This is a genomic window from Mycobacterium sp. NPDC050041, from assembly GCF_049541695.1.
Classification (GTDB): Bacteria; Actinomycetota; Actinomycetes; order Mycobacteriales; family Mycobacteriaceae; genus Mycobacterium.
This window is the reverse complement of sequence record NZ_JBMVDG010000009.1, coordinates 131129-155085: the sequence shown is the minus strand read 5'-3', so window position 1 is coordinate 155085 and position 23957 is coordinate 131129. Positions and strand designations below refer to the sequence as shown.

The 23957-nt window shown below is 69.5% G+C and carries 23 protein-coding genes and 1 tRNA gene; 8 read left to right on the top strand and 16 right to left on the bottom strand.

Going from position 1 to position 23957, the window contains the following annotated elements; genetic code table 11:
* Window positions 1-3: 3 nt before the first annotated feature.
* The 7 genes from ACPCHZ_RS23985 to ACPCHZ_RS23955 form a co-directional block, all read right to left on the bottom strand.
* On the bottom strand, window positions 4-1224 hold the full coding sequence (locus ACPCHZ_RS23985; protein ID WP_423487029.1) for a branched-chain amino acid ABC transporter substrate-binding protein: 1221 nt from the start codon (window positions 1222-1224) through the stop codon (window positions 4-6).
* Between the two features lie 84 nt (window positions 1225-1308).
* Window positions 1309-2049: an ABC transporter ATP-binding protein gene (locus ACPCHZ_RS23980; protein ID WP_364980147.1), complete on the bottom strand. Its 741-nt coding sequence runs from the start codon at window positions 2047-2049 to the stop codon at window positions 1309-1311.
* Window positions 2033-2890 (bottom strand): ABC transporter ATP-binding protein, encoded by an 858-nt coding sequence (locus tag ACPCHZ_RS23975; protein ID WP_423487028.1) that lies wholly within the window; start codon window positions 2888-2890, stop codon window positions 2033-2035. Before ACPCHZ_RS23975 ends, ACPCHZ_RS23980 begins: the two co-directional genes overlap by 17 nt.
* Window positions 2887-4074, bottom strand: coding sequence for a branched-chain amino acid ABC transporter permease (locus tag ACPCHZ_RS23970; RefSeq protein ID WP_423487027.1), 1188 nt, complete (start codon window positions 4072-4074; stop codon window positions 2887-2889). Before ACPCHZ_RS23970 ends, ACPCHZ_RS23975 begins: the two co-directional genes overlap by 4 nt.
* A complete protein-coding gene (locus ACPCHZ_RS23965; RefSeq protein WP_423487026.1) occupies window positions 4071-5108 on the bottom strand; it encodes a branched-chain amino acid ABC transporter permease in 1038 nt (345 codons plus the stop codon). Before ACPCHZ_RS23965 ends, ACPCHZ_RS23970 begins: the two co-directional genes overlap by 4 nt.
* Before the next feature lie 98 nt (window positions 5109-5206).
* A complete protein-coding gene (locus ACPCHZ_RS23960) occupies window positions 5207-6427 on the bottom strand; it encodes a branched-chain amino acid ABC transporter substrate-binding protein (protein ID WP_423487025.1) in 1221 nt (406 codons plus the stop codon).
* Between the two features lie 186 nt (window positions 6428-6613).
* Window positions 6614-7267 carry an ANTAR domain-containing response regulator gene (locus ACPCHZ_RS23955; protein ID WP_423487024.1) on the bottom strand — a complete coding sequence of 218 codons (654 nt, stop codon included), beginning with the start codon at window positions 7265-7267 and terminating at the stop codon, window positions 6614-6616.
* 71 nt (window positions 7268-7338) lie between these two features.
* Here ACPCHZ_RS23955 and ACPCHZ_RS23950 point away from each other — a divergent pair.
* Window positions 7339-7415: transfer RNA gene (locus ACPCHZ_RS23950), tRNA-Leu, on the top strand.
* A 32-nt stretch (window positions 7416-7447) separates the two neighbouring features.
* A complete protein-coding gene (locus ACPCHZ_RS23945) occupies window positions 7448-8761 on the top strand; it encodes an adenylate/guanylate cyclase domain-containing protein (RefSeq protein WP_423487023.1) in 1314 nt (437 codons plus the stop codon).
* On the opposite strand, the gene ACPCHZ_RS23940 is transcribed toward ACPCHZ_RS23945, so the two are convergent.
* The 8 genes from ACPCHZ_RS23940 to ACPCHZ_RS23905 are packed head-to-tail and all read right to left on the bottom strand — an operon-like array spanning window position 8747 to window position 16071.
* Window positions 8747-9190 (bottom strand): SRPBCC family protein, encoded by a 444-nt coding sequence (locus ACPCHZ_RS23940; protein ID WP_423487022.1) that lies wholly within the window; start codon window positions 9188-9190, stop codon window positions 8747-8749. The two genes, ACPCHZ_RS23945 and ACPCHZ_RS23940, sit on opposite strands and share 15 nt — an antisense overlap.
* A 29-nt stretch (window positions 9191-9219) precedes the next feature.
* Window positions 9220-9726 (bottom strand): Dps family protein, encoded by a 507-nt coding sequence (locus ACPCHZ_RS23935; RefSeq protein WP_423487021.1) that lies wholly within the window; start codon window positions 9724-9726, stop codon window positions 9220-9222.
* Window positions 9727-9776: 50 nt separating this feature from the next.
* On the bottom strand, window positions 9777-11600 hold the full coding sequence (locus ACPCHZ_RS23930) for a DUF2339 domain-containing protein (protein WP_423487020.1): 1824 nt from the start codon (window positions 11598-11600) through the stop codon (window positions 9777-9779).
* 57 nt (window positions 11601-11657) lie between these two features.
* Entirely contained in the window at window positions 11658-12317 is a 660-nt protein-coding gene (locus tag ACPCHZ_RS23925) for a response regulator (protein ID WP_423487019.1), read from the bottom strand.
* The gene (gene macS / locus ACPCHZ_RS23920; protein WP_423487018.1) at window positions 12310-13479 is read right to left on the bottom strand and encodes a MacS family sensor histidine kinase; all 1170 of its coding nucleotides are present in this window, start codon (window positions 13477-13479) and stop codon (window positions 12310-12312) included. The genes ACPCHZ_RS23925 and macS overlap by 8 nt, the downstream gene beginning before the upstream one ends.
* The gene (locus tag ACPCHZ_RS23915; RefSeq protein WP_423487112.1) at window positions 13480-14232 is read right to left on the bottom strand and encodes an amino acid ABC transporter ATP-binding protein; all 753 of its coding nucleotides are present in this window, start codon (window positions 14230-14232) and stop codon (window positions 13480-13482) included. It lies immediately after the preceding gene.
* Between the two features lie 5 nt (window positions 14233-14237).
* On the bottom strand, window positions 14238-15146 hold the full coding sequence (locus ACPCHZ_RS23910; RefSeq protein WP_423487017.1) for an amino acid ABC transporter permease: 909 nt from the start codon (window positions 15144-15146) through the stop codon (window positions 14238-14240).
* Between the two features lie 7 nt (window positions 15147-15153).
* Complete coding sequence (locus tag ACPCHZ_RS23905; RefSeq protein WP_423487016.1) at window positions 15154-16071, bottom strand: ABC transporter substrate-binding protein; 918 nt, start codon at window positions 16069-16071, stop codon at window positions 15154-15156.
* A gap of 171 nt (window positions 16072-16242) precedes the next feature.
* On the opposite strand from ACPCHZ_RS23905, the gene ACPCHZ_RS23900 reads away from it, so the two are divergent.
* The 6 genes from ACPCHZ_RS23900 to ACPCHZ_RS23875 all read left to right on the top strand — a co-directional run bounded on the left by ACPCHZ_RS23900 (window position 16243) and on the right by ACPCHZ_RS23875 (window position 23064).
* Window positions 16243-16842, top strand: a complete 600-nt coding sequence (locus tag ACPCHZ_RS23900) for an HdeD family acid-resistance protein (RefSeq protein WP_423487015.1) — start codon at window positions 16243-16245, stop codon at window positions 16840-16842.
* Window positions 16843-16915: 73 nt separating this feature from the next.
* Window positions 16916-18376: a cytochrome ubiquinol oxidase subunit I gene (locus ACPCHZ_RS23895; RefSeq protein ID WP_423487014.1), complete on the top strand. Its 1461-nt coding sequence runs from the start codon at window positions 16916-16918 to the stop codon at window positions 18374-18376.
* Between the two features lie 9 nt (window positions 18377-18385).
* The gene (gene cydB, locus ACPCHZ_RS23890; protein ID WP_423487013.1) at window positions 18386-19429 is read left to right on the top strand and encodes a cytochrome d ubiquinol oxidase subunit II; all 1044 of its coding nucleotides are present in this window, start codon (window positions 18386-18388) and stop codon (window positions 19427-19429) included.
* A 32-nt stretch (window positions 19430-19461) separates the two neighbouring features.
* A complete protein-coding gene (cydD, locus tag ACPCHZ_RS23885; RefSeq protein ID WP_423487111.1) occupies window positions 19462-21036 on the top strand; it encodes a thiol reductant ABC exporter subunit CydD in 1575 nt (524 codons plus the stop codon).
* Window positions 21005-22552, top strand: coding sequence for an ATP-binding cassette domain-containing protein (locus ACPCHZ_RS23880; protein WP_423487012.1), 1548 nt, complete (start codon window positions 21005-21007; stop codon window positions 22550-22552). Before cydD ends, ACPCHZ_RS23880 begins: the two co-directional genes overlap by 32 nt.
* Window positions 22549-23064, top strand: coding sequence for a DUF4190 domain-containing protein (locus tag ACPCHZ_RS23875; RefSeq protein ID WP_423487011.1), 516 nt, complete (start codon window positions 22549-22551; stop codon window positions 23062-23064). Before ACPCHZ_RS23880 ends, ACPCHZ_RS23875 begins: the two co-directional genes overlap by 4 nt.
* On the opposite strand, the gene ACPCHZ_RS23870 is transcribed toward ACPCHZ_RS23875, so the two are convergent.
* Window positions 23061-23924: an acyl-CoA thioesterase II gene (locus ACPCHZ_RS23870; protein ID WP_423487010.1), complete on the bottom strand. Its 864-nt coding sequence runs from the start codon at window positions 23922-23924 to the stop codon at window positions 23061-23063. The genes ACPCHZ_RS23875 and ACPCHZ_RS23870 overlap by 4 nt on opposite strands.
* Window positions 23925-23957: the final 33 nt, after the last annotated feature.

Below are 23957 nucleotides of genomic sequence, written 5' to 3'. Positions count from 1 at the left end.
GGCTCAGCGCTTTTCGACGTCGTAGAGCCAGACGGTGGGATCGCTCAGCTCACCGTCGGCCGCCCACCGGTAGCGGTGCGCCACACCCTGTCCGTCGTAGCGGCGGATCCAGTCGGCCATCTGCGGCCGGGTCAGCATGCCGGCGTCGATGCCGCGCAGCATGATGGTCGCCAGGTCATAACCCACGGCCGTCAGATCGTCTGGCGCACGGTCGAACTTGGCCGCGAAGTCGTCGGCGAACCAGCCAGGGTCCGGACCGAACGGCAGCGCCACCGACACCCCGCGCGGGTCTTCGCCGACATAGCCGAACAACGCCGCGCTGTCGGCCTCGGCAGCCGACAGCAACGCCGCACCGACGCCGCGCTCGCGCAGCCGCCGCAGCAACTCGCCGGCCTGCGTCGCCGATCCGCCGAAGTACACGGCGTCGGGCGCCGCGGCGCCGATGGACTCTGCGATGGCGTCGATGCTGTTGTCTCGCAACGTCTGCGGTCCGCCGCAGCCGACGCGGGACGGATTGAGCGCGGTGCTCACCGCCTGCGCGAGCCCCGAGCCGTGCGGCGTGCCGTCGTCGGCGACACAGACCCTGCGGTAGCCCGCAGGACCGGTCAGATAGCGGGCGACGGCGCTGCCCTGTGCGGTCAACCCGGCAAGGCCACGGAAGAACGCGGCGCGCCCGCCCGTAGGCGCGGTGTGGGTGCCCGCCGACGCGGCGACGGTGGCAAGACCGCTGCGGGCCAGCGCGTCTCGCAACTCGTCGCTGATCTCCGACGCCGCGGGTCCGATCAGCCCGATGGTGTAGACGTCGTCCACGATCTGCAGCCCCGCGCCCGGCGGCATCTGGTCGGCGCCGTCGGTGTCGAGTTCCTTGAGCTGCACCTGGCAACCGGGGTTGGCGTCGTTGTGGTCGTCGACGGCCAACCGCACCCCGTCGCGGACGCCCGCTCCGGTCGGCGCGCGGGCGGCGGTCAACGGCCCCGCCACGGCGATCGACACCAGGGCGCACACGGCCCCGCCGTCACCGGCCGGGTTCACCGGCCCCGGCGCCGGATCCAGGCTGTCGACAACGGCGCCGTCCACCCCGATCTCGGCCCTCGGCACCAGGGCGAATCGGGTCGGTTGCAGCCGCACGGCGGCCACCACGCCCGCGACGAGCAGGCCCGCCAGCACGACCGCGGCCAGCACGGTCACCCGGCGGCGCGATCGCGGCACCCCCGGCTCACTCACGCCGCACTCTCTTCCCCCCGCTCACCACCGACGAGCCCCTACGCTCACCCCACCTTAGGGCGTGCGAGCGCGGCCCCGCCGGTTTCAGGCGACGCCGAGGTAGGCGGCCCGCACCGCGTCGTCGTGGAGCAGTTCGCGCGCCACGCCCTCCCGGGTGATCTCACCGGTCTCCAGGATGTAGGCCCGGTCCGACCTGCTCAGCGCCTGCTGGGCGTTCTGCTCGACGAGCAGCACGGTGGTGCCCTCGGAGTTGATCTGGGCGATGATGCCGAAGATCTGCGAGATCACCATCGGGGCCAGGCCCATCGACGGCTCGTCGAGCAGCAGCACCCGCGGCCGCGCCATCAGGGCCCGGCCGATGGCGAGCATCTGCTGCTCACCGCCGGACAGGGTGCCGCCGACCTGGTCGCGCCGCTCCCCCAGTCTGGGGAATGTCTCGAACACCCAGTCCAGCCGCTCGCGATGAGCGGCGCGGGTCGGGAATTTGCGTCCGTAGCAACCCATCTCGAGGTTCTCGGTGACGGTCATGCCGGGAAAGACGCCGCGGCCCTCCGGTGCCTGGATGAGTCCGTCGCCGACCCGCTTGTGCGCCTTGACCCTCGAGATGTCGCGGCCTTCGAACCAGACGGAGCCGGAACTCAGCGGGCGCAGACCGGAGATCGCCCGCATCGTGGTCGTCTTGCCCGCCCCGTTGCTGCCGAGCAGCGTGACCAGCTCGCCCTCCCGCACCGTCAGCGAGATTCCGTGCAACGCCTGGATTCTGCCGTAGTGGACGGCGACGTCGCGCAGCTCGAGGATCGGGTCGCCACTACTCGAGCTCGTCATCGGGCACCCCCAGGTAGGCGGCGATCACCGCAGGATTCTCACGGATCTCGGCCGGCAGGCCGTCGGCGATCTTGCGACCGAACTCGAGCACCACGATCCGGTCGGTGACGCCCATGACCAACCGCATGTCGTGTTCGATCAGCAGCACGGTGTAGCCGTCGTCCCGGATCTTCTGGATCAGCTCGATCAGCGCCGACTTCTCGCCCGGATTGAACCCGGCGGCGGGTTCGTCGAGGCACAGCAGTTTCGGCTCGGTCGCCAGTGCGCGGGCGATCTCCAGCCGGCGCTGATCGCCGTAGGGCAGGTTCTTCGCCTTCTCCTCACCGCGCGCGGCGATGCCGACGAACTGCAGGAGTGCGGCCGCGCGTTCCACGGCGTCGCGCTCCTCCCTGCGGTGCCGCGGGGAGCGGATCAGCGCTCCCGGCACCGAGGTCTTGTGCCGGGCGTCGGTGCCGACCACGACGTTCTCCAGCGCAGTCATCTCGCCGAAGAGCCGGATGTTCTGGAAGGTGCGGGCGATGCCGCGGCGGGTGATCTGGTGCCGCTTGATGCGGCCCAGCGGCGCGCCGTCGAAGGTCACCGTTCCGCCACTGGGGCGGTAGACGCCGGTGATGGCGTTGAAGCAGGTGGTCTTGCCCGCCCCGTTGGGACCGATGAGGCCCAGGATCTCGCCGCGCCGGATGTCGAAGTTCACCGCGTCGAGCGCGACCAGCCCACCGAACCGCACCGTGAGGTCCTGCACCTTCAGCAGCGCCTCGCCCTCGTCGACGGCGATCTCGCGGTGCAGCGCGGCGAGGTCCTCGTCGATCAGCGCGCCGTCGTCGGCGACGGGTTCGGTCACGGCGTCGCCTCCGTCTTGTCGGTGGTGGACCGCAACATTCGCTTGGCCGCCCTGCTGTAGGCCAGCAACTGCTGGCGCACCGGGAACAGGCCCTCCGGGCGGAAGATCATCAGCACCACCAGTGCGAGTCCGAAGAACAGGAACTTGAGCTGGTCCATGTTGACGCCGAGGAACTCCACGCCCATCAGCCGGTTCGGCAGGTAGACGATGACGAAGGCGCCGAAGACGACGCCGAGTTTGTTGCCGGACCCGCCGAGCACCACCGCGCACAGGAACAGCATCGAGTTGATGATGTTGAAGCTCATCGGCGAGACGAACTGGACCTGCCCGGCATACAGCGCCCCGGACAGGCCGCCGATGCCCGCGCCGATCACGAACGCCCACAGTTTGAACTTGAAGGCGTTGACGCCCATCACCTCCGCGGCGTCCTCGTCCTCGCGGATCGCCACCCATGCCCGGCCCACCCGGCTGCGTTCCAGGTTCCCGACCAGCAGCAGCACGGCCGCCAGCAGGACCAGGCCCAACCAGAACCACCAGGTGCCGGAGTTGGTGTTGGCGGCGGTGTTCCCGCTGGAGAAGTAACCAGGGAACCCGGGGTGCTCACCGACGTGGGGGTATGCCAGGCCGCCGAGCCCGCGCGGGCCGTTGGTCACGCTCTGCAGATTGTCGGCAACGAGGCGGATGATCTCGCCGAAGCCGAGTGTCACGATCGCCAGGTAGTCGCCACGCAACCGCAGGGTCGGCGTGCCGAGGATCAGGCCCGACAGCGCGGTGAACGCCATGGCCAGCGGCACGCACGACAACCACGCCCAGTCGGAGTTGAAGAAGGCGTTCCAGCCCATCAGGTTCCACGGGCTCGACGGGCTGGTCAGCAGGGCGACGGTGTAGGCGCCGACGGCGTAGAAGCCGACGTAGCCGAGGTCGAGCAACCCGGCCTGGCCGACGACCACGTTGAGGCCGACGGCGATCAGCGCGATCATCACGAACTGCGCCATCGTCACCCCCAGGCTGGTGCCTGGCGTGTCCAGGAACGGCGGCGGGAACAGCGGCAGCAGCGCCAGGAATCCGAAGAGGAAGACACCTGCCACCCACTTGGCGGGCCGCGGCAGGTCATCCCACCGGCGGCGAAGCGCGTCGCCGGGGGCGAGCAGTGCCTTCGACTTGGGCGTCGTCGGGGCGGTCATGCGCGTGCCTTCCCGAGGCTCTCGCCGAGGATGCCCGTCGGCCTGATGAGCAACACCAGCACCAGCAATCCGAACGCGATGACGTCGCGCCACTGCGTGCCGAACAGCGCCTGGCCGTAGTTCTCGATGACGCCGAGCAGCAGCCCGCCGAGCAGCGCGCCGCGCAGGTTGCCGATGCCGCCGAGCACCGCCGCCGCGAATGCCTTGATGCCGAGCACGAATCCGCCGTAGAACACGATCGCCTGGGGCACCTTGAGCGTGTACAGCAGCGCGGCCACGCCTGCCAGCAGGCCGCCGATGAGGAACGTCAGCATGATCACCCGTTCGCGCGACACCCCCATCAGTGTCGCGGTGGTGGGATCCTGTGCGACGGCGCGGATCCCGCGACCGAACTTGGTGCGGTTGATGGCGGTGTCGGCCAGCAGCGCGAACGCCATGGCGGCGATCACGATGATGAGCGTGATGTTGGTGACCGGCGCGCCGAAGATCCTGAACTGGACCTCGGGTTCCACCAGCCGGATTGGCTGCTGTGCGTTCGGGCCGCCGTAGCCGGGAATGATCCGCGGCAGGATGAACAGCACGAACTGCTGGAGAATGAAGGACATCCCGATCGCGGTGATCAGGAACGTCAGCGGCCGCGCATTGCGTTTCCGCAACGGCCGGTAGGCGACGGCTTCGAGGCCGACCGCGGCGCCGCCGGACACCAGCATCGCGAACACCGCGGCGACGATGAGATAGAAGATCGTGCTGACGATCCCGACCGCGTAGGCGTTGCCGCTCGGCCGGAAGCCGAGGACCATGTCGAGCGCGAAATAGGCGCCGAACATGCCCAGCATGAAGATCTCGGAGTGGGCGAAGTTGATCAGCCGCAGCACGCCGAACACCAGCGTGTAACCCACCGCGACGAGCGCGTAGATCGCGCCCCAGGACAACCCGTCGATGGTGAGGCCCAGGAAGCCACTCCGGAGCGCGTCGACATCGAAGTTGATGTCGGCCGCGGACATCACGCACTGGGCCAGGCAGTCGTGAATCATCCTGCGCGAGAGCTCCTTTTCACATCTGTTCGACGGGTTCGGATACGAGAACGCGCCCGAGCCTTTCGGTCCGGGCGCGTCCCGTCGTCACCGTGCTGTTACGACTGGACCTTGTAGATCCAGATCAGATTCGTGGTGAGCTCACCGTTGGGCGTCCACTGGTAGTTGCGCGCCACGCCGGGGGCGTTGTACGTGCGGACGTGCTCCAGCAGATCCGGGCGGGCGACCTTCCCGGCGTCGATGCCCTTGAGCAGGATGGTGGCCAGGTCGTAGCCCTCGGTGCTGTACGTGCCCGGCTCGGCGTCGAACTTCTCGGTGTATTCCTTGGCGAACTCAGCCGGGGCGGGTCCGCACGGGCAGGACAGCAGCGCATCCTTGGAGGAGTCGCCCGCCTGGTCGACGAACTGCTGGTCCTTGGTGCCGTCGGCCGAGACGAACGTCGCGGTCACGCCGCCGTCGCGCAGCTGCTGCACCAGCGGTGCGGCCTCGGAGTAGTAGCCGCTGAAGAAGATCGCATCGGGCGAGGCGCTGCTGACCTTGTTCACCGTGGCGGAGAAGTCCTTCTCACCCTTCTTGATCTGACCGCTGCAGCCGGCATCGGCGGCAGGCCCGAGGGTGGTGCGCAACGTCTCGGCCAGGCCGGTGCCGTAGGCCGTGCTGTCGTCGATGACGCAGACCTTCGAGTACTTCAGGTTGTTCTTCAGGTAGTTCGCGACCGCCGGCCCCTGCACCCCGTCGTTGGCGAGCCCGCGGAAGAAGGTGCGCCAGCCGTTCTCGGAGAGCGACACGCGGGTCGCCGAGGCGGTGGTGGCGACCAGTCCGGCATCGCTGAACTGCTTGCCGGTCGCCTCGGTCTCGCCGGAGAACGCCGGCCCGATCAGGGCCCGGATCGACGCGTCGTTGATGATGCGCGGCGCGATACCGCTGGCGGTCTGCTCGTTGCCCTGGGTGTCGAAGGTCTGCAGGTTCACCTGGCAGTTGGGGTTGGCGGCGTTGTGCTTGTCGATGGCCAGCCGCGCGCCACGCTCGATGTTGATGCCGAGCGCCGCGTCGGGACCGGTGAGCGCACCGGCCATGGCGATCGAGACCGGCTCGCAACGGGCCTGCCCGTCACCGGCCGGGTCGGCCGGCGTGCCCGTGTTGCCCGCAGGCACCTCGGCGCCCGCCTGGTCGATCTGAACCTGTTCGACGATCTTCAGATTCGATTGGCCGCCGCCCTCCTGTTCGGGCGCGGACTGCTCGGAGCAGCCGGCGATGCCGAGGACGAGCAGGCCTGCAGTGGTCAGAGCGAAAGCACTCCGTGTCGCGCTACGGCGCACGTGTCACCTCCTGGTCGAGGGGCAATTCGGGGCAGAGCATGGATCGGGCATACGTCGATCGGAAAAAGTACGTCGTTTCGGGAAAGAACATAGCCGCCGCATGGCCGCGGTGCGTCGTGTTGGGAAATGCGTGCCGCGATCGACGCCTGGTGACCGCGCCGAACGGCGCGTTGGGAAACGCAGTGTTTACGTGTGCTGCGGCGGCTGGCCGGCCGCGGGCCCGCCGGCCGGCTCGTCGAGCGTCTCCAGAACCACCTCGGCGACGCGCTTCATGGTGGTCCGGCGGTCCATGGCCGCACGCTGGATCCACTTGAACGCCTCGGGTTCGGTCATCCCCTGCTTCGACTGCAGTAGGCCTTTCGCCCGCTCGACCAGCTTGCGGGTCTCCAGCCGCTCCGACAGCGAGGCGACCTCGGACTCCAGCGCACTGATCTCACTGAACCGGCTGACCGCCACCTCGATAGCCGGAATCAGGTCGGAGGCGTTGAACGGCTTGACCAGATAGGCCATCGCGCCGGCGTCGCGGGCCCGCTCGACCAGGTCGCGCTGGCTGAACGCGGTGAGGATGACGATCGGCGCGATCCGCTTGCCTGCGATCTCGGACGCCGCGTCGATGCCGTCCCGGCGCGGCATCTTGACGTCCATGATCACCAGGTCGGGGTTGAGGCGCTCGGCCAGTTCGACGGCTTCCTGCCCGTCACCGGCCTCGCCGACGACCTCGTAGCCCTCCTCGCGGAGCATCTCCGCCAGATCCATCCGGATGAGCGCCTCGTCCTCGGCGATGAGTACCCGGCGTGCTGGCGCTGTGCCCGAAGGGGGCCCGGTGTGGGATGCCGTCATGGCTCACATTGTGGCGGTTACCCACGCGATCAGCGACCTCGGGGCCATCCTCTATCGTGGTAGGCCGCCAGGCCCTCGTATCCCAACTGGCAGAGGAAACGGATTCAAAACCCGTGCAGTGTGAGTTCGAATCTCACCGAGGGCACCAACCCGCGTCTCCTGCGGCGATACGCTTCGACCGTGGCGATCAGCGAGTTCCGGCGGGCGATCTGCGTGCCCGACATGGCCCGCGACCATCGCATGCCGGCCCGCACCCAGCATTACGCGCAGAGCGTGCTCAGCCGGTTGCGGGTGCTCACCATCGCCACCTACATCGCCGCCGCGGTGTCCGGCCTGTTCGGGCTGTTCCAGCTCACGTTCGCCGGCAAGTTCGAGGCGCTCGGCTGGCTCAACCTGTCGTCCTCGGTGGTCTTCCTGTTGATCCCGGTGCTGTACCGGTTCGGCGCGCTGATCGCGCCGCTGACCTTCTTCGTCTTCTCCTACCTGTCGATCGGGTTCATCTGCTTCTCCATCGGCACCGACTCCGGCCTGCAGTTCTACTTCCTGGTGTCTGCCTCGCTGGTGGTGCTGGTGCTCGGAACCGAGCGGCTGGTGCTGTCCGGGTTCCTGGTCACGCTGGGAGTGGCGGGCACGATCACGCTCGAGCTGACCGTGCCCGACGACCGCGGGATCGCACCCGCGTGGACATTGACCGTCGGATTCATCTCCTCCGCCGTCTTCTCGACGGTGATGGTGTTCGCGACGGTGTGGTTCGCGCTGCGCGAGATCGACCGGGCCGAGGCCGCCATGGAGTCGGAGTACCAGCGGTCGGAGACGCTGCTCGCCAACATCCTGCCCGCGAGCATCGCGGCGCGGCTCAAGGATCCGGCGCACACGATCATCGCCGACAAGTACGACGACGCCTCGATCCTGTTCGCCGACATCGCGGGCTACACCAGGTGGGCCAGTGACACCTCGCCTACCGATCTGGTGCGGTTCCTCGACGGGCTCTACACCGACCTCGATGCACTCGTCGACCGGCACGGCCTGGAGAAGGTCAAGACCAGCGGCGACTCGTACATGGTGGTCAGCGGGGTGCCGCGGGAGCGGCCCGACCACGTCGAGGCACTGGCCTGCCTGGCGCTCGACATGGCCGACGCGGTGGCGGATCTGACCGACCCGGACGGGCGGGCCGTGCCGCTGCGGATCGGGCTGGCGGCCGGACCGGTGGTGGCCGGTGTGGTGGGCGCGCGGAAATTCTTCTACGACGTGTGGGGCGACGCGGTCAACGTCGCGTCACGGATGGAGAGCACCGACGTCGAGGGCCGGATTCAGGTGCCCCACCAGGTCTACGAACGCATCCGGCACGCGTTCGAGTTCGAGGAGCGCGGCGACGTCGACGTCAAGGGCAAGGGCCTGATGCGCACCTGGTATCTGACCGGCCGACGCGACGACGAGGCCGTCCGCGGCGCGGTCGAGGTGACCGGGCCGACGATGACGTCACCCCTCGTCTGAGGCCCGGCGCTCGGCGATGAACGCCAACCGCCGCAACGATTCCCGGTTGCGCGGCCAGGCCGCCATGTCCGACAGCTTGTCGGGCATCAGCTTGCCCAGCCCGCTGACCGGATACTCCTCCATCTCCACCCGGCAGCCGCCGGGGGCGTCGGACAGCGTCAGGATCACCCGGGCGCCGCCGAACGGCCTGCCCTTGGCGTGCAGGACCAGTTCGGCGGTCGGAACGGCTTTCTCCACCACGGTCTCGTCGTCCAGAACGGCGGGCCACACCCCGATGGAGTGGTGGATCTTGCTGCCGGGGGCGGGCCAGTTCGGATCGACGGCCCGCATCCGGCTGTTGCCCACGACCCACTGGGAGTAGGTCCATCCGTCGGCCAGCACGTCCCACACCTGTCGGCGTGACGCGGCGATGTCTCGTGTCACAGTCACGCCGCAGGTGTACCCGCCCGTCGCGTCGGCTAGACCTTGCGGTTCTCGGATTTGATCAGCCAGGCCAGCTTCTCGAGTCCGTCGATCAGTCCGTGCAGCATGTCGGCGGTGCTGGGATCCTCGGCGTCGACCGCGTCGTGGACGCTGCGCAGGGTGTCGACCGTGGCGTAGATCCGTGCGGTGACGAAGTCCACCACGTCGGCGGTGCTGTGCTCGTAGGCCGGGAACTCCGGCAGCGTGGTCGTCGCCGCCACGGTGTCCGACCGGCCGTCCGGGACGGCGTCGAGTGCGCGCATCCGCTCGGCGATGATGTCGCTGCCCTCACGGGCGAAGTCGACGAGTTCGTCGAGTTGCAGGTGCAGGTCACGGAAGTTGGTGCCCACGACGTTCCAGTGCGCCTGCTTGCCCTGCAGGTGCAGTTCGATGAGGTCGACGAGGACCCGTTGCAGGTTGGCGCTCAGTTCGCTAGAGGCCACAAAGCCCTGGATTTCTGCTTCGGTGCGGCGCGCCGCCGTCTTCACTGTCGTAGTCGTCATGACCGATACAACGTCGCCTTTTCTGGAATGAGTCCAGTTAAGTTGGTGAGTCACGTCACACCCTGCTGATCCTGCTGTGCGAGCAGCCGCGCATATCCCGCACCCATGCCGAGCAGCACGAGGCCGGTGACGATGAAGACGGCGACCCGGAAGATGCCGTCCAGCGTGCCCAGGTCGAATAGGAACAATTTCGCCATGGCGGCGACGACCAGCGCCAACCCCCCGCCGATCGGCAGTGATCGTTGCGCCTTGGGTCTGCGTGCCGCGAAGCGGAACAGCCCGGCGGCCATGGCGATCCAGAGGATCGTCGCGGCCATGTGTCCGGCGAAGAAGCCGCCTCCGGTACCGCCGAACAGCACGCCCGCGGTGACCGCGAACGTCGTGACGGCATATCCACACGCCGCCGCCGCCGACAGGCACAGTAGCCGCAGCACGTCCGCGTCGATCCCGTCGCGGCGCGCCCACGCCCACCCGATCGCCGCGGCGGCGCCGACCAGCAGAACGCTGGCAGCCAGGATGGACACCGCATCCGGAACGCTCGACTCGGTGGCCGTGACCAGCAGGCTCGGCGGCGCATAACTGAGGTACAGAGCGGATCCGACGACGGCGAAGGCGATGGAGACCCAGCGTGCCGCATCGGTGCGGCGGCCTCCGGTGCAGGCGTGGACGGCGACCACGAATGCCATCGCCAGCAGCAGTGGCGCTGCCACCTCACCCTCGAATGCGACATTGACGGCGATCAGGGTGCAGACCGCCGACAGCGCTGTCCAGATCTGCCGCACCACACCGGGCACACCGGGCAGCCGGTCGCCGACTGCGACGACGGCCAGCAGGGCGGCGGCCAGCGCACCGATCATCAGCGCGGCGACAGTCCGGTCCACCGCCAGCGGCACGCACAGCACCGGCAACATTCCCGCGCTCGCTAGCAGCGCCAGCACTCCCCGGTTCGCCGTGGCCGGCAGCACCAGCAGTGCCCCGACGAGCGCCAGCAGCGCCGCGATGCCGCAGGCACCGGCGAGCCAGAGTTCGTGCCGGGAGCCGACCCCCGCCGCCGCGAGCGCGATCAGCAACGGCAAGGTTGGAGCGGCCGTGCGGGACGCGTGCAGCCAGAGCCAGTCCCTGCCCAGCTGTACCAGCAGTGCAGCGGCCGCCAGCGACAGCATGAAGCCGACGAGGAGCAGCGTGATGCCGTCGGTGACCACCGGCGCCAACCCGATCAGCGGTACCAGCACCAGCACCGCGAGGTGCTCGGAATCCCATCGTCGGGCCAATGTCAGGCCCGCCGCGCCGACGGCGGCGGCGAGCAGCAAGCCGGCGGGGGCGGGCACCCAGCTGTAGACGGTGGTGACGGCGATCAGGTCGATGTAGGCGGCGGCCACTCCGGTGGCGGCCAGTGCGATGGCTCCCACGCGACCGCCTGGCCGCGACATCAGCCGCGTCGACATCGCGACCAACACGCCTGCCAGCACCGCGCCCGCAGCCACCCGGAACTCGGGCCGCAGCACGCCGGCCTGGGCGGCCAGCACCAGCAGCAGCACCACACCGATCAGCGTGACGGCGACTCCGGCGACCGCGAGCACCTTGCCGATCCAGCCTTCCGACGCGGCGGTCCGCGGCGCGCTGGGCACCGGCCTCGGTGCCGGCGGCGGCGGGGGTGGCAGTGGCGGCGGGGCCGGCGACCCGTATTGCGGGGCGTAGTACGGCGCGTAGTAGGGCGTCGGCGGCGGGGCGGGCGCCTGCTGCGGAACGGAATTAGCCGCCGCCAGCAGCCGGTCGAGCTCACCCAGTTCGCCCGACACCCGTACGAGCTGCTGGGACAGCGCGGCGAACTCCGCCGACAGCCGGGCGATCACGGCGCGATGCGGTTCGGTCATGGCGCCATCGTCGCAACGCGACCACCGCGTGCGGATGAGTAGGACTACCCGATCCGCCTACTCGTCGAGGCCGTGCTCGATCGCATAACGCGCCAGTTCCACCCGGTTGGCCACCTGGAGTTTGCGGAACGTCGCCTGCACGTGGTTCTCCACCGTGCGGTGACTCAGTGACAGCCGGCTCGCGATCTGCTTGGCGGACAACCCTTTCGCGACGTAACGGAGCACCTCGGTCTCCCGTTCGGTGAGGCTCGGCGTCGCCGGGCCGTCCGCGGGCCGCTGGGCGATCTTGCGGTACTCCCCCAGCACGAGTCCGGCCAGGCCCGGCGTGAACACCGCCCGGCCTTCGGCGGTCGCTCGCACGGCCGCACTGAGTTCGGTCTTCGACGCGCTCTTGACCAGATATCCGGTGGCGCCGGCTTTGACCGCCTCCAGCACGTCGTCGCGCTCGTCGGAGGCCGACAGCACCAGGATCTGCGACTCGGGTGACACGGTGAGCACCTCGGCCGTGGCCTGGGCGCCGTCGCCGTCACCGAGTCGCATGTCCATCACCACCACCCGCGGTTGCACGACGGCGGCCCGCCGCCTGGCCGACGCCACACCGTCCGCCGTGGCCACCACGTCGAAGCCGTCCTCGGCCAGGTCGCGGGCCACCGCGTCGCGCCAGATCGGGTGGTCGTCGACGACCATCACCGTCGTCGGCCGGTCCTGCTCAGCCATCGCGCCCTCTCGTGTGTCCGTCCCGCCGCGGCACCGTCAGTTCCCATTCCGTCCCGCCGCCGGGATCGGTGTGCAGCACGGCGCCGCCTCCCAGCGATTCCATCCGTCCGACGATCGAGGCGGCGACCCCGAGCCGCCCCTCTGCCCTGGCCTCCGCCAGCCGCCCCGTCGCGATGCCGGGCCCGTCGTCGCGCACACTCACGGTGACGGTGTCGCCGAGGTCTTCGACGAGGACGTAGGCGTGCGCGTCGGGGCCGGCGTGGGCGGCGACGTTGTCGAGCGCATTGCCCACTGCCGCACAGAGTTCCGCGGCGACGGCGGCGTCGAGCAGCACCGGATCGGCGGGCAGGCTCACCGACACCCGGTCGGACGCCCTGCGGCGCAGTTCCGCGCCGACATCGGTGACCGCGCCTGCCTCGGGTGCCGCCGGTCCGGCGCTCATCAGCCGCCGCAGCGCGCGCTCCTGCTCGCCGGCCAGTTTGGCCAGTTCGGCTGTGGCACCGCCGATCTCGCGACCGCGACGGGACACCAGCGCGAGCACCTGGATGGCGCCGTCGTGGACCTGCCGCGACAGCCGTTCACGCTCCTCGAGCGCGGCGGCCAGCCGGGTGGCCCGCTGCAGTTCGGCATACGCGCGCCGGGCCGTCTGCGCCGCCATCCCGACCGCCAGCCCGACGGCCAACTCGATGACCACCGTCGCGTTGCGGCCGAGATTGATGCTGACGTAACCCTTGAGGCCCGCGTACGCGGCCATCACCAGCAGCCCGGTCGCCATCCCGGCGAGCGGGCCGCGCAGTATCGCCGCCGAGATCACCGCATTGGTGACCCACAGTGTGGTGGGCCAGGACTGGTTGTCCTGCACCCATTGATCGGACGCGACGAACTCCGTCGACGACATCAACGTTATGGCGACGACGACCTCGGCCACCACCCACGCCGCCCGCCGGCCGAAGCCCGCCAGGTAGGCCACCGCGCACGCCGCGCTCCACGCGATGAGCACGCCGAACAACACCCAGGCGGTGACCGGCCGCCGCAGGTCGTCGTTGATCGCGATGTGAAAACCCAACGCGTAGAGACAACTCAGCAGCCGGAAGACCTGAGCCGCCCGCCACAGCGGGGTGGTGGGGTCCCGTCGTGGATCTGCCGTAACGGCCGCAGCCACCTACATCACCTTGGACAGGAACGCCTTCGTGCGGTCTTGCTGCGGGTTCTCCATCATCTCGCGGGGGTCACCGCTCTCGACGATGACGCCACCGTCCATGAACACCAGCTTGTCGGCGACCTCCTTGGCGAATCCCATCTCGTGGGTCACCACCAGCATGGTCATTCCCTCACCGGCCAGCTTCTTCATCACCGCGAGCACCTCGCCGACGAGTTCGGGGTCGAGCGCCGAGGTCGGCTCGTCGAAGAGCATCAGCTTCGGGTTCATGGCCAGCGCACGGGCGATCGCGACGCGCTGCTGCTGCCCGCCGGAGAGTTGCGCGGGATACGCGGTCGCCTTCTCGGCCAGGCCGACCTGTTCGAGCAGGTCCCTACCGCGGGCGAGCGCTTCGTCCTTCTTCACCCCCTTCACCTGGATCGGCGCCTCGACGACGTTTCCGAGCGCGGTCCGGTGCGGGAACAGGTTGAAGTGCTGGAAGACCATGCCGACATCGCGCCGCTGCCGTGCCGCCTCACGGGGCGGGAGCTCGTACAGCTTTCCGCCGCGCTCGCGGTAACCCACCAGTTCGCCGTCGACGTAGAGCCGGCCGGCGTTGACCTGCTCCAGGTGGTTGACGCAGCGCAGGAAGGTCGACTTGCCCGACCCGGACGGGCCGACGATGCACAGCACCTCGCCCTTCTCGACCTCGAGTGTGACGCCCTTGAGCACGTGCAGGGCGCCGAAACTCTTGCACACGGTCTCGGCCTTGACCATCGGCGTCATGGGTGCGGTTCTCCCGTCTGCGCATTGGCCAGCACTTGCAGCTGTTTGGTGGTCAGCTTCCGCGACGCGCCGCGGGCGAAGTACCGCTCCAAGTAGAACTGGCCGATCATCAGCACGCTGGTGATCGCCAGATACCACGTCGAGGCGACCAGCAGGAGCGGGATGGGCTGGAACAGCTCCACCCCGATGTCGCGGGCACGGCCGTACAGCTCGAAGCTGTAGGGCACCGCGGTGACCAGCGACGCGGTCTTGAGCATGCTGATGAATTCGTTGCCGGTCGGCGGGATGATCACCCGCATCGCCTGTGGGAGCACGGTGCGCCGGATGGCCAGCCCCCACGACATGCCAAGCGCTATCGAGGCTTCCGCCTGCCCTTCGGGCACCGAGTTGATGCCGGCCCTGATGATCTCGGCCATATAGGCCGCCTCGTTCAGCCCCAGGCCGATCACAGCCAGCATGAAACCGACCGACAGCGCCTGCAGGTTCAGGTGGAACAACGACGGGCCGAACGGCACACCGAACTGGAGGTTGGCGTAGATGGTCGGCACCAGGCCCCAGAGCACCAGCTGCACGTACACCGGTGTGCCGCGGAAGATCCAGAGGTAGCCCCAGGAAACCGCCTTGAGCACCGGATTGGGGGACAGCCGCATCACGGCCAGCAGCACGCCGAGCGTCAGCGCCAGCAGCATCGCGAGGATGGTGAGCTGCAGCGTGTTGAAGGCTGCTTCCGAGATGCGTTGGTCGAACAGGTATTTGACGTATGTCTCCCAGCCGTACGCCTCATTGGTGGCGGCGCCGTAGATGAACAGCCCCAGCAACGCCAGGATGACGAACGCCGCCACCCACCGCCACGGATGTCTCAGCGGGACAGCGTGTATGGCGGGCGGCGGCGATGCGTCGGTCATCGGCGACTCAGCTGATCGCGCCGTTGATGACGGGCTTGTCGATCATCCCCTGCTCGGCGCCCCAGTTCTTGGCCACCTGCTCGTAGACGCCCGATTCGATCAGATGCTCCAGCGCAAGCTTGAGCGGCTCGGCGAGTGGTGATCCCTTCTGGACCGCCCAACCGTAGGGAGCCGAGTCGAAGAGCTCACCGGCCGCCTCGAGTTTGCCCTCGCTCTGCTTGATCGCATACAACGTCACCGGGGAGTCGGCCGACATCGCATCGGCCTGGCCCAGCCTGACCGCGGTGGTGGCTGCGGTCTGGTCGTCGAACTTCACCACGTTGATCGCCGGCTTGCCCTCCGAGATGCACTTCTGCGTGCGCTTGGGCATCTCGTCGGTGTCCTGCACGGTGGCCGTCTGCACGGCGACGCGCTTGCCGCAGGCGTCCTCGGGGTTGATGCCCGCACCCGCCCGCTGGGCCCAGGCGGACCCGGCCTCGAAGTAGGTGACGAAGTCGACCTGCTCCTCGCGCTCCTTGGAGTCGGTGAACGACGACATGCCGACGTTGTAGGTGCCGCCCTGCACGGACGGGATGATCTTGTCGAACGCCGACTGCCGGTACTCGGCGGTGAGCCCGAGTGTGGCGGCGATGGCGTTCATCAGCTCGACGTCGAATCCGATGACCTGCCCCGCGGAATCCTTGAACTCGTTCGGCGGGTATGTCGGATCGGTTCCGACGATCAGCTTGCCGGTCGACTTGACGGCGTCGGGGACCGAATTGGCGATCTCGTCGACCTTCGTCGCGGTGGCCGCGGTGTTACCGCTCCCCTGTTCCGAGGATTCGGAGTTGTCGACGCAGCCGGACAGGGCCAGCGCGCCGCTGGCGGCGAGCACCGTTGCGATGCGCCACAGCTTGCCTCGCCGGGTGCGACATTCAGCTAACACGATTGCCTCTTTCTCCTAGCTCGGGTCGTCTGGTCGTCCCGAACCGACGACGTTAACGACCGTGGACCCGGCGCGCAGCGCCGGTAACGGAACATTAACGACCGCGCACCGCCGCCACAGCCGTACTACCAAATCCGCCCTGGCCAGGCGGCGTTGTGCCACACTCCGATCATGGAATCCACCACTGCCCCAACCATGTTGCCGCACCTGTGGAAGGCGGCGCTGTTCACCGGCGTCGCGGCGCTGATCCTGGGCGTTCTGGTATTCGTGCGGCCGGGCGCGGCGATCCTCGTCACCGCCATCTTCTTCGGCGCCTACCTGCTGGTGACCGGGGTGTCGCAGGTGGTGCTGGCCTTCAGCGTGCGCTCGTCGCTGGGTGGCCGGGCACTGCTGTTCATCAGTGGCGCTGCCGCACTCGTGCTTGCCGTGCTGTGCTTCATCAACCTGCAGAACTCGGTCGACCTGCTGGCGATCTGGATCGGCGTCGGCTTCATCTTCCGCGGCGTGGCCACGCTGATGTCGGCGATCGCGGACAACACCCTGCCGGGCCGGATCTGGGAGATCATCGTCGGCGCGCTCGGGATCGTGGCGGGCATCATCATGTTCGCCGCCCCGCTCGAGGGCCTGGTGGCCGTGACCCAGGTGACCGGCATCATCCTCGTCGTGCTGGGCGTGGTGGAGATCGTGACGGCGCTGCGGATCCGCAAGGAGTCCCAGCTCGCCGGCCCGGCGAGCGGTCCGGCGGCGGGCGCCGGCACCACGGTGAGCTAACGCACAGGGCATCTACTACAAGTTGTCGTAGCCCTGTCGTAGGCTGGTCTCACAGCCCACGGAAGAGGGTCAGATGGACGCGCTCGATGTGTCACGGTGGCAGTTCGGGATCACCACCGTCTACCACTTCATCTTCGTCCCGCTGACCATCGGCCTGGCCCCGCTCGTCGCGCTCATGCAGACGCTGTGGCTGGTCACCGACAATCCCGCCTGGTACCGGCTGACCCGGTTCTTCGGCAAGCTGTTCCTGATCAACTTCGCCATCGGCGTGGCCACCGGCATCGTCCAGGAATTCCAGTTCGGCATGAACTGGAGCGAGTACTCCCGCTTCGTCGGCGACGTGTTCGGTGCGCCGCTGGCGATGGAGGGCCTCGCGGCGTTCTTCTTCGAGTCCACGTTCATCGGCCTGTGGATCTTCGGCTGGACCCGGCTGCCCCGCCTGGTGCACCTGGCGTGTATCTGGATCGTCGCCCTGGCGGTCAACGCGTCGGCGTTCTTCATCATCGCCGCGAACTCCTGGATGCAGCATCCGGTCGGCGCACGGTTCAACCCCGACACCGGCCGTGCCGAGCTCACCAGCATCGTCGGGCTGCTCACCAACAACACGGCGGTGGCGGCGTTCTCGCACGCGGTCGCCGGGTCCTTCCTGACCGCGGGCGCCTTCGTCGCGTGCGTGTGCGCGTGGTGGATGGTGCGGGCGCACCGCGCGGACAAGCCGGAGACGCCGCCGCCCGGCATGTTCCGTCCGGCGATGCTGCTCGGCTGCGTGGTGACGCTGATCTCCGCCGGTGCGCTCGCATGGACCGGCGACGTCCAGGGCAAGCTGATGTTCGAGCAACAGCCGATGAAGATGGCGTCGGCGGAGTCGTTGTGCCACAGCGAGACCGACCCTGACTTCTCCGTCCTCACCGTGGGCACGCACAACAACTGCGACAGCGTGGTGCACGTCATCGAGGTGCCCTACGTGCTGCCGTTCCTGGCCGAAGGCCGATTCGACGGCGTGCATCTCGAGGGGGTCGAGGACCTACAGCAGCGGTACCAGGCCACGTTCGGACCCGGCGACTACCGGCCCAACCTGTTCGTCACCTACTGGTCGTTCCGGGCGATGATCGGACTGCTCGCGGTGCCCGCCCTGTTCGCCCTCGTGGCGCTGTGGCTCACCCGCGGTGGGCGCACCCCCGACCGGGTCTGGTTCTCCCGCTTCGCGTTGCTGACCATCCCGACACCGTTCCTGGCCAACAGCGCGGGCTGGGTGTTCACCGAGATGGGCCGCCAGCCCTGGGTGGTGGTGCCCAACCCCACCGGCGACCCCGACATCCGGCTCACCGTCGCCGAGGGGGTGTCCGGCCACGCCACCGGCATGGTGGTCACCTCACTGGTGAGCCTGACCCTGGTCTACGGCGTGCTCGCGGTGATCTGGTTCGGGCTGCTGCGCCGATACGTCATCGCGGGTCCGCAGGAACACGATTCCGAGCCGGCGCCGCCCACACCGCCGAAAGACGATGACGTGGCCCCGTTGTCGTTCGCATACTGAGGAGTCACCGTGGCTGACATCTGGTTCGTCCTGCTCGCGCTGCTTTTCCTCGGCTTCCTGGTGCTGGAGGGCTTCGACTTCGGCGTCGGCATGCTGATGGGTCTGATCGGCCGGATGGGCGCCGAGTCGGGCGCCGATGCGGTCGAGAAACGCAGGCGCGCGGTGCTCAACACGATCGGACCGGTGTGGGACGGCAACGAGGTATGGCTGATCACCGCCGCCGGAGCGATGTTCGCCGCCTTCCCGGACATGTACGCCACCATGTTCTCCGGCCTCTATCTGCCACTGCTGCTCATCCTGTGCTCGATGATCCTGCGTGTCGTCGCGATCGAATGGCGCGGCAAGATCGACGATCCCCGCTGGCGGTCGCGCGCCGACCTCGCCATCGCCGCCGGCTCGTGGGTCCCTGCCGTGCTGTGGGGCGTCGTGTTCGCCGCGCTGGTGCGGGGCCTGCCCGTCACCGCGGACAAACAGGTCAGCCTCACCGTGGGAGACCTTCTCGGCTACCCGCTTCTCGGCGGGCTGGCCACCGGCGGCTTGTTCCTGCTGCACGGCGCCGTCTTCATCACCCTCAAGACCGAGGGCAGTGTGCGCACCGACGCGTTGCGGGTGGCGACGCGGCTCTCGGTGCCGGTGACCGTGGTGGTCGCCGGATTCGGGCTGTGGACCCAGCTGGCGTACGGCAAGAGCTGGACCTGGCTGGTGCTCGCCGCCGCCGCGGTCGCGCTGCTCGCAGCGATGACCCGCATCTGGAGCGGCTCGGGTGACGGCTGGGCGTTCGTGCACACCACCACCGCGGTAGCGGCGGTCGTGGTGCTGCTGTTCGCGTCGCTGTACCCCGACCTCATCCCGTCCACGCTCGACCCCGCCTGGAGCCTCACCGTCGACAACGCGTCGTCGTCGCCGTACACGCTGAAGATCCTGACCTGGGCCGCGGTGATCCTGGCGCCGCTGGTGATGGTCTATCAGGGCTGGACGTACTGGGTGTTCCGCCAACGCATCTCGGCCGAACGCATCCCCGAGCCGACAGGATTGTCATGGCGGAGTCGCTGAGCCTGCCCCGGGTCGTCGCCGCCTCACCGGCGGTGCGCCGCCACGTCATCGCCTCGGTGGCGTGCGGTGTGGTGACCGCTGCCGCAACCATCGCCTCGGCCGTGCTGCTCGCCCATCTGGTGGCCGGCATCGTCACCGACCCCGGCTCTGGCGGCCTGGCGCGGTGGACTCCCGCGCTGTCGGTGCTGGCCCTGCTCTACGCCGTGCGCGTCGCCGCCCAGTGGGCGCAGGGACGGTTGTCGCAGCGCGGGGCTACCGCGCTGATCGCTGACCTGTCCGGCCGGGTGCTGCGCGCGGTCACCGCTGCGCCGCCCCGCCGGCTCGCCGCCGACCGGGATGCCGCGGCGGTCCTCGTCAGCCGCGGACTCGACGGGCTGCGACCGTTCTTCACCGCCTACCTGCCCGCCGTGCTGCTCGCGGCGGTCCTCACACCGGCCGCCGCGCTGGCCATCGCCGTCTACGACTGGCGCTCCGCGCTGATCGTGCTGATCGCCCTGCCCCTCATCCCGGTGTTCATGGTGCTGATCGGCCTGCTGACCCGCGACCGGTCGGCCGCCTCGCTGGCCGCGCTGACCACACTGCAGTCGCGCCTGCTCGACCTCGTCGCAGGCATCCCGACGCTGCGTGCGCTGGGACGGGCCGACGGCGCCGCCGGGCGCATCGCCGAACTGTCGGCCGCGCACCGCCGTTCGGCGATGGCCACGCTGCGGATCGCCTTCCTGTCCGGACTGGTGCTTGAACTGATCGCCACCCTCGGCGTGGCGCTGGTGGCGGTCGGTGTCGGCCTGCGACTGGTGTACGGCGAGCTCACCCTGTCGGCGGGGCTGACCGCGCTGCTACTGGCACCCGAGGTGTTCTGGCCGCTGCGCCGCGTCGGCGTGGAGTTCCACGCCGCCCAGGACGGAAAGGCGGCCGCGGAGCGGGCTTTCACCCTTCTCGACCAGCCGGCGCCCCCGAGCGGCAGCACCCGCGTCCACGCGGCGGGCGCCACCATCACCGTCGACGATCCCGCGCTCGAGATCGCCCCCGGTGCGGTCACCGTGCTGACCGGACCGAACGGGTGCGGCAAGAGCACCACCCTGCACACCATCCTCGGGCTGGCCGCGCCGGCATCGGGCCGGGTCCGCGTCGCAGGTGTCGACGTGGCCGACCTCGACCTGCCCGCCTGGTGGGCGCAGGTGTCCTGGCTGGACCACCGCCCGGTCGTGGTGCCCGGAACGGTGGCCGACAACCTCGAGCTGTTCGGCCCGCTAGTGGACATCGACGAGGTCTGCCGTGCAACGGGATTCGATGCGGTGCTGGCCGACCTGCCCGCGGGGGCGCAGACCGTGGTCGGACGCGACGGCGTCGGCCTGTCACTCGGCCAGCGCCAGCGGCTCGGGCTGGCGCGCGCGCTGGGCTCGTCGGCACCCGTGCTGCTGCTCGACGAACCGACCGCGCACCTGGACGCCGCCCTGGAGGCCCGGGTGCTCGAGGCGATCACCGCGCGGGCACGCGCCGGGGCGACCGTGGTGGTGGTCGGACACCGCGACCCGGTGCTGGCGATCGGTGACCAGGTGCTGCACATCGGGGGTGATGTCGGTGCCGACGCCGTTGCCGCACGGTGACTTCCTCCGGCTGGCGGTCGCGCTGCTGCGGCCGCGATGGTCCCGCCTGCTGGTGGCGACGACGCTCGGGGTGCTGTCGCTGGGTAGCGCGCTCGCGCTGACCGCCGTGTCGGCGTGGCTGATCACCCGCGCGTGGCAGATGCCGCCGATCCTCGACCTGACCGTGGCCGTAGTCGCCGTCCGGGCGCTGGGCATCTCCCGCGGTGTCCTCGGGTACTGCCAGCGGCTCGCCGCACACGACACCGCGCTGCGGTCGGCCGGGAACGTCCGCGTCGACCTGTACCGGCGGCTGGCGGCGGCGCCCACGGAGGTCGTGATGCGGCTGCCGAGCGGCGAACTGGTGGCCCGCGCGGGCGCCTCGGTGGACGAGCTGTCCGATGTGCTGGTGGGCGCCGTGCTGCCGATTGCGGTGGCGGCGGTGCTGTCCGTGGCCGCCGTCGGCCTACTGGCTGTCATCTCCCCCGCCGCCGCAGGTGTGCTGGCGGTGTGCCTGCTGATCGCCGGTGTCGCGGCGCCCGCCGTCACCGCCAGGGCCGTCGGCGCCGCCGAAGCGGTTGCCGCCGAACATCACTCGCGCCGAGACGTGGCCGCGATGCTGGCGCTGGAGCACGCACCGGAACTGCGCGTCGGCGGCAGGCTCGACGACGTGCTCGCCGAGGCGCACCGCAGGCAGTGCGACTGGGGCGAGGCCACCGACCGCGCCGCGGCGCCTGCCGCCACCGCCGCGGCCACGCCCACCGCGGCGACGGGCGTCAGCGTGCTGGCCGCCGTCGTTGCCGCGGTGTCGCTCGCCGGTGCCGTCGCGCCCACCACGCTCGCCGTGCTGATGCTCGTGCCGCTGGCGGCCTTCGAGGCGACCGGCGCGCTGCCCGCCGCCGCGGTGGCGCTGAACCGCGCACGGATCGCCGCGCGCCGACTGCACGACCTGGTCGACCCGCACGACACCCCACGGCGCCGCCCGCCGGTGCCGCCGCTCGACGTCCGCTCCGGCGACCGCATCGCCGTCACCGGCCCCAGCGGGTCGGGCAAGACCACGCTGCTGCTCGCGATCGCCGACAAGGGACGCGAGAACGGATCGGCCGCAGGCTTTTTCGGTGAGGACGGCCATCTGTTCGCCACCACGGTCCGGGACAACCTGCTCGTCGCCCGCGGCGACGCGACCGATGACGAGCTGCGATCGGCACTGGGCCGTGCCGGCCTGACGGACTGGCTCGACGCGTTGCCCGCCGGCCTGTCCACCGTGCTGGTGGGTGGCGGCGCGGCGGTGTCGGCCGGCCAGCGCAGGCGGCTGCTGCTGGCGCGCGCACTGGTGTCGACCTTCCCTGTGGTGCTGCTCGACGAGCCGACCGAACACCTCGACGCCGCAGACGCGCAGCGTCTGCTCGCCGAACTGCTCACCCCCGGTGCCCTTTTCCCCGCCGATCGCGCGGTGGTGGTGGCCACCCACCACCTGACACGCGACATCGACTGTCTGCGACTCGACCTCGCCCCCGGACGGGTAACCTCCGACGCATGACCGACCCGGACAAGCCAGAGCAGTCGCCGCCACCAGGGCCCCCGCCGGGCTACCAGTACGGCGCGCAGCCCGGTGCATATCCGCCGCCCCCGCCGCAGCCCTACGGCGGATATCCCTACGCGCAGCCGCCGACCGCTCCGAAGAACGGCATCGGGATCGCCGCGCTCGTCGTCGCGATCATCGGGCTGTTCACCGTGTTCGGCGGCATCGTGCTCGGCGTCGCCGCCATCGTCCTCGGCTTCGTCGGGCGGGGCCGGGCCAAGCGCGGTGAGGCCACCAACGGCGGCATCGCCACCGCGGGCATCGTGCTCGGATTTCTCGGCGTGATCGTGTCCATCGTCGCCATCGCACTGTCGATCTGGGGTTTCAGCGAACTCGGCGGGGCCGACCTCGTCGACTGCCTGCAGCGCGCGGGCAACGACGTCGAGGCTCAGCAACAGTGCGAGGAAGAATTCACCAACAACATGGAAGACCAGTTCAGCGTCACGCTGACACCGACGGCCACCCCCTAGCGGCCGGGGAAGTACTTCACCACACCCTCCTGCACCACGGTGGCCAGCATCGCGCCGGACCGGTCGAAGAAGTGCCCGGTGCCGAGCCCGCGGGATTCCGCGGCGACCGGTGAGGTGGTGGAGTACAGCACCCATTCGTCGAACCGCACCGGCCGGTGGAACCACACCGAGTGGTCCATCGTCACCGCGAAGATGCGGTCATGGCCCCAGGACAGGCCGTGGGTGGTGATGATCGAGTCGAGCACCGTGGTGTCCGAGCTGTAGACGAGCGCCGCGGTGTGCAGCACCGGGTCGTCGGGCATCGTGCCGTCGGCCTTGAGCCACACCTGGTTGTAGTCGAGCCGCTCGCCCTTGTCGCGCATCACCCAGGCGGGGTCGTTGGTGTAGCGCCACTCGATCGGCCGCAGCGCCTCCACGAAGTGCGGCACCGTCTTCTCGTAACCGCGGAGCAGGTCGTCGATCGTGGGCAGGCTGTCCGGTCCGGGAACCGGCGGCGCCTCGACGGCGTGCTCGAGGCCCCGGCCGCCGTTCATGAACGACACCATCGCCGTGGTCAGCAGCAGGTCACCCTGGCAGACGTCGACCCGCCGGTTCGCGAACCGGCGCTCGTCGCGCAACCGGTGGACGTGGAACTCGAGGTCGCGGGTGGGATCACCGCCTGCGATGAAGTGCGCCGACAACGCACTGGGCGCGATCGGGACGTCCAGCGACCGGCCGGCCGCCACGAACGCCTGCGCCATCATCTGGCCGCCGAACGTGCGGATCGGGTTCTTGCTCGGATGCCTGCCGACGAACGTCGCGTCGTCGACGCGGTGGAGGTCGAGGACCGCCAGCAGCTCGTGGAAATCCGCTGCCGCCAAGAGTCCCCCTCATCCCGCCGTCCGACTAGACCC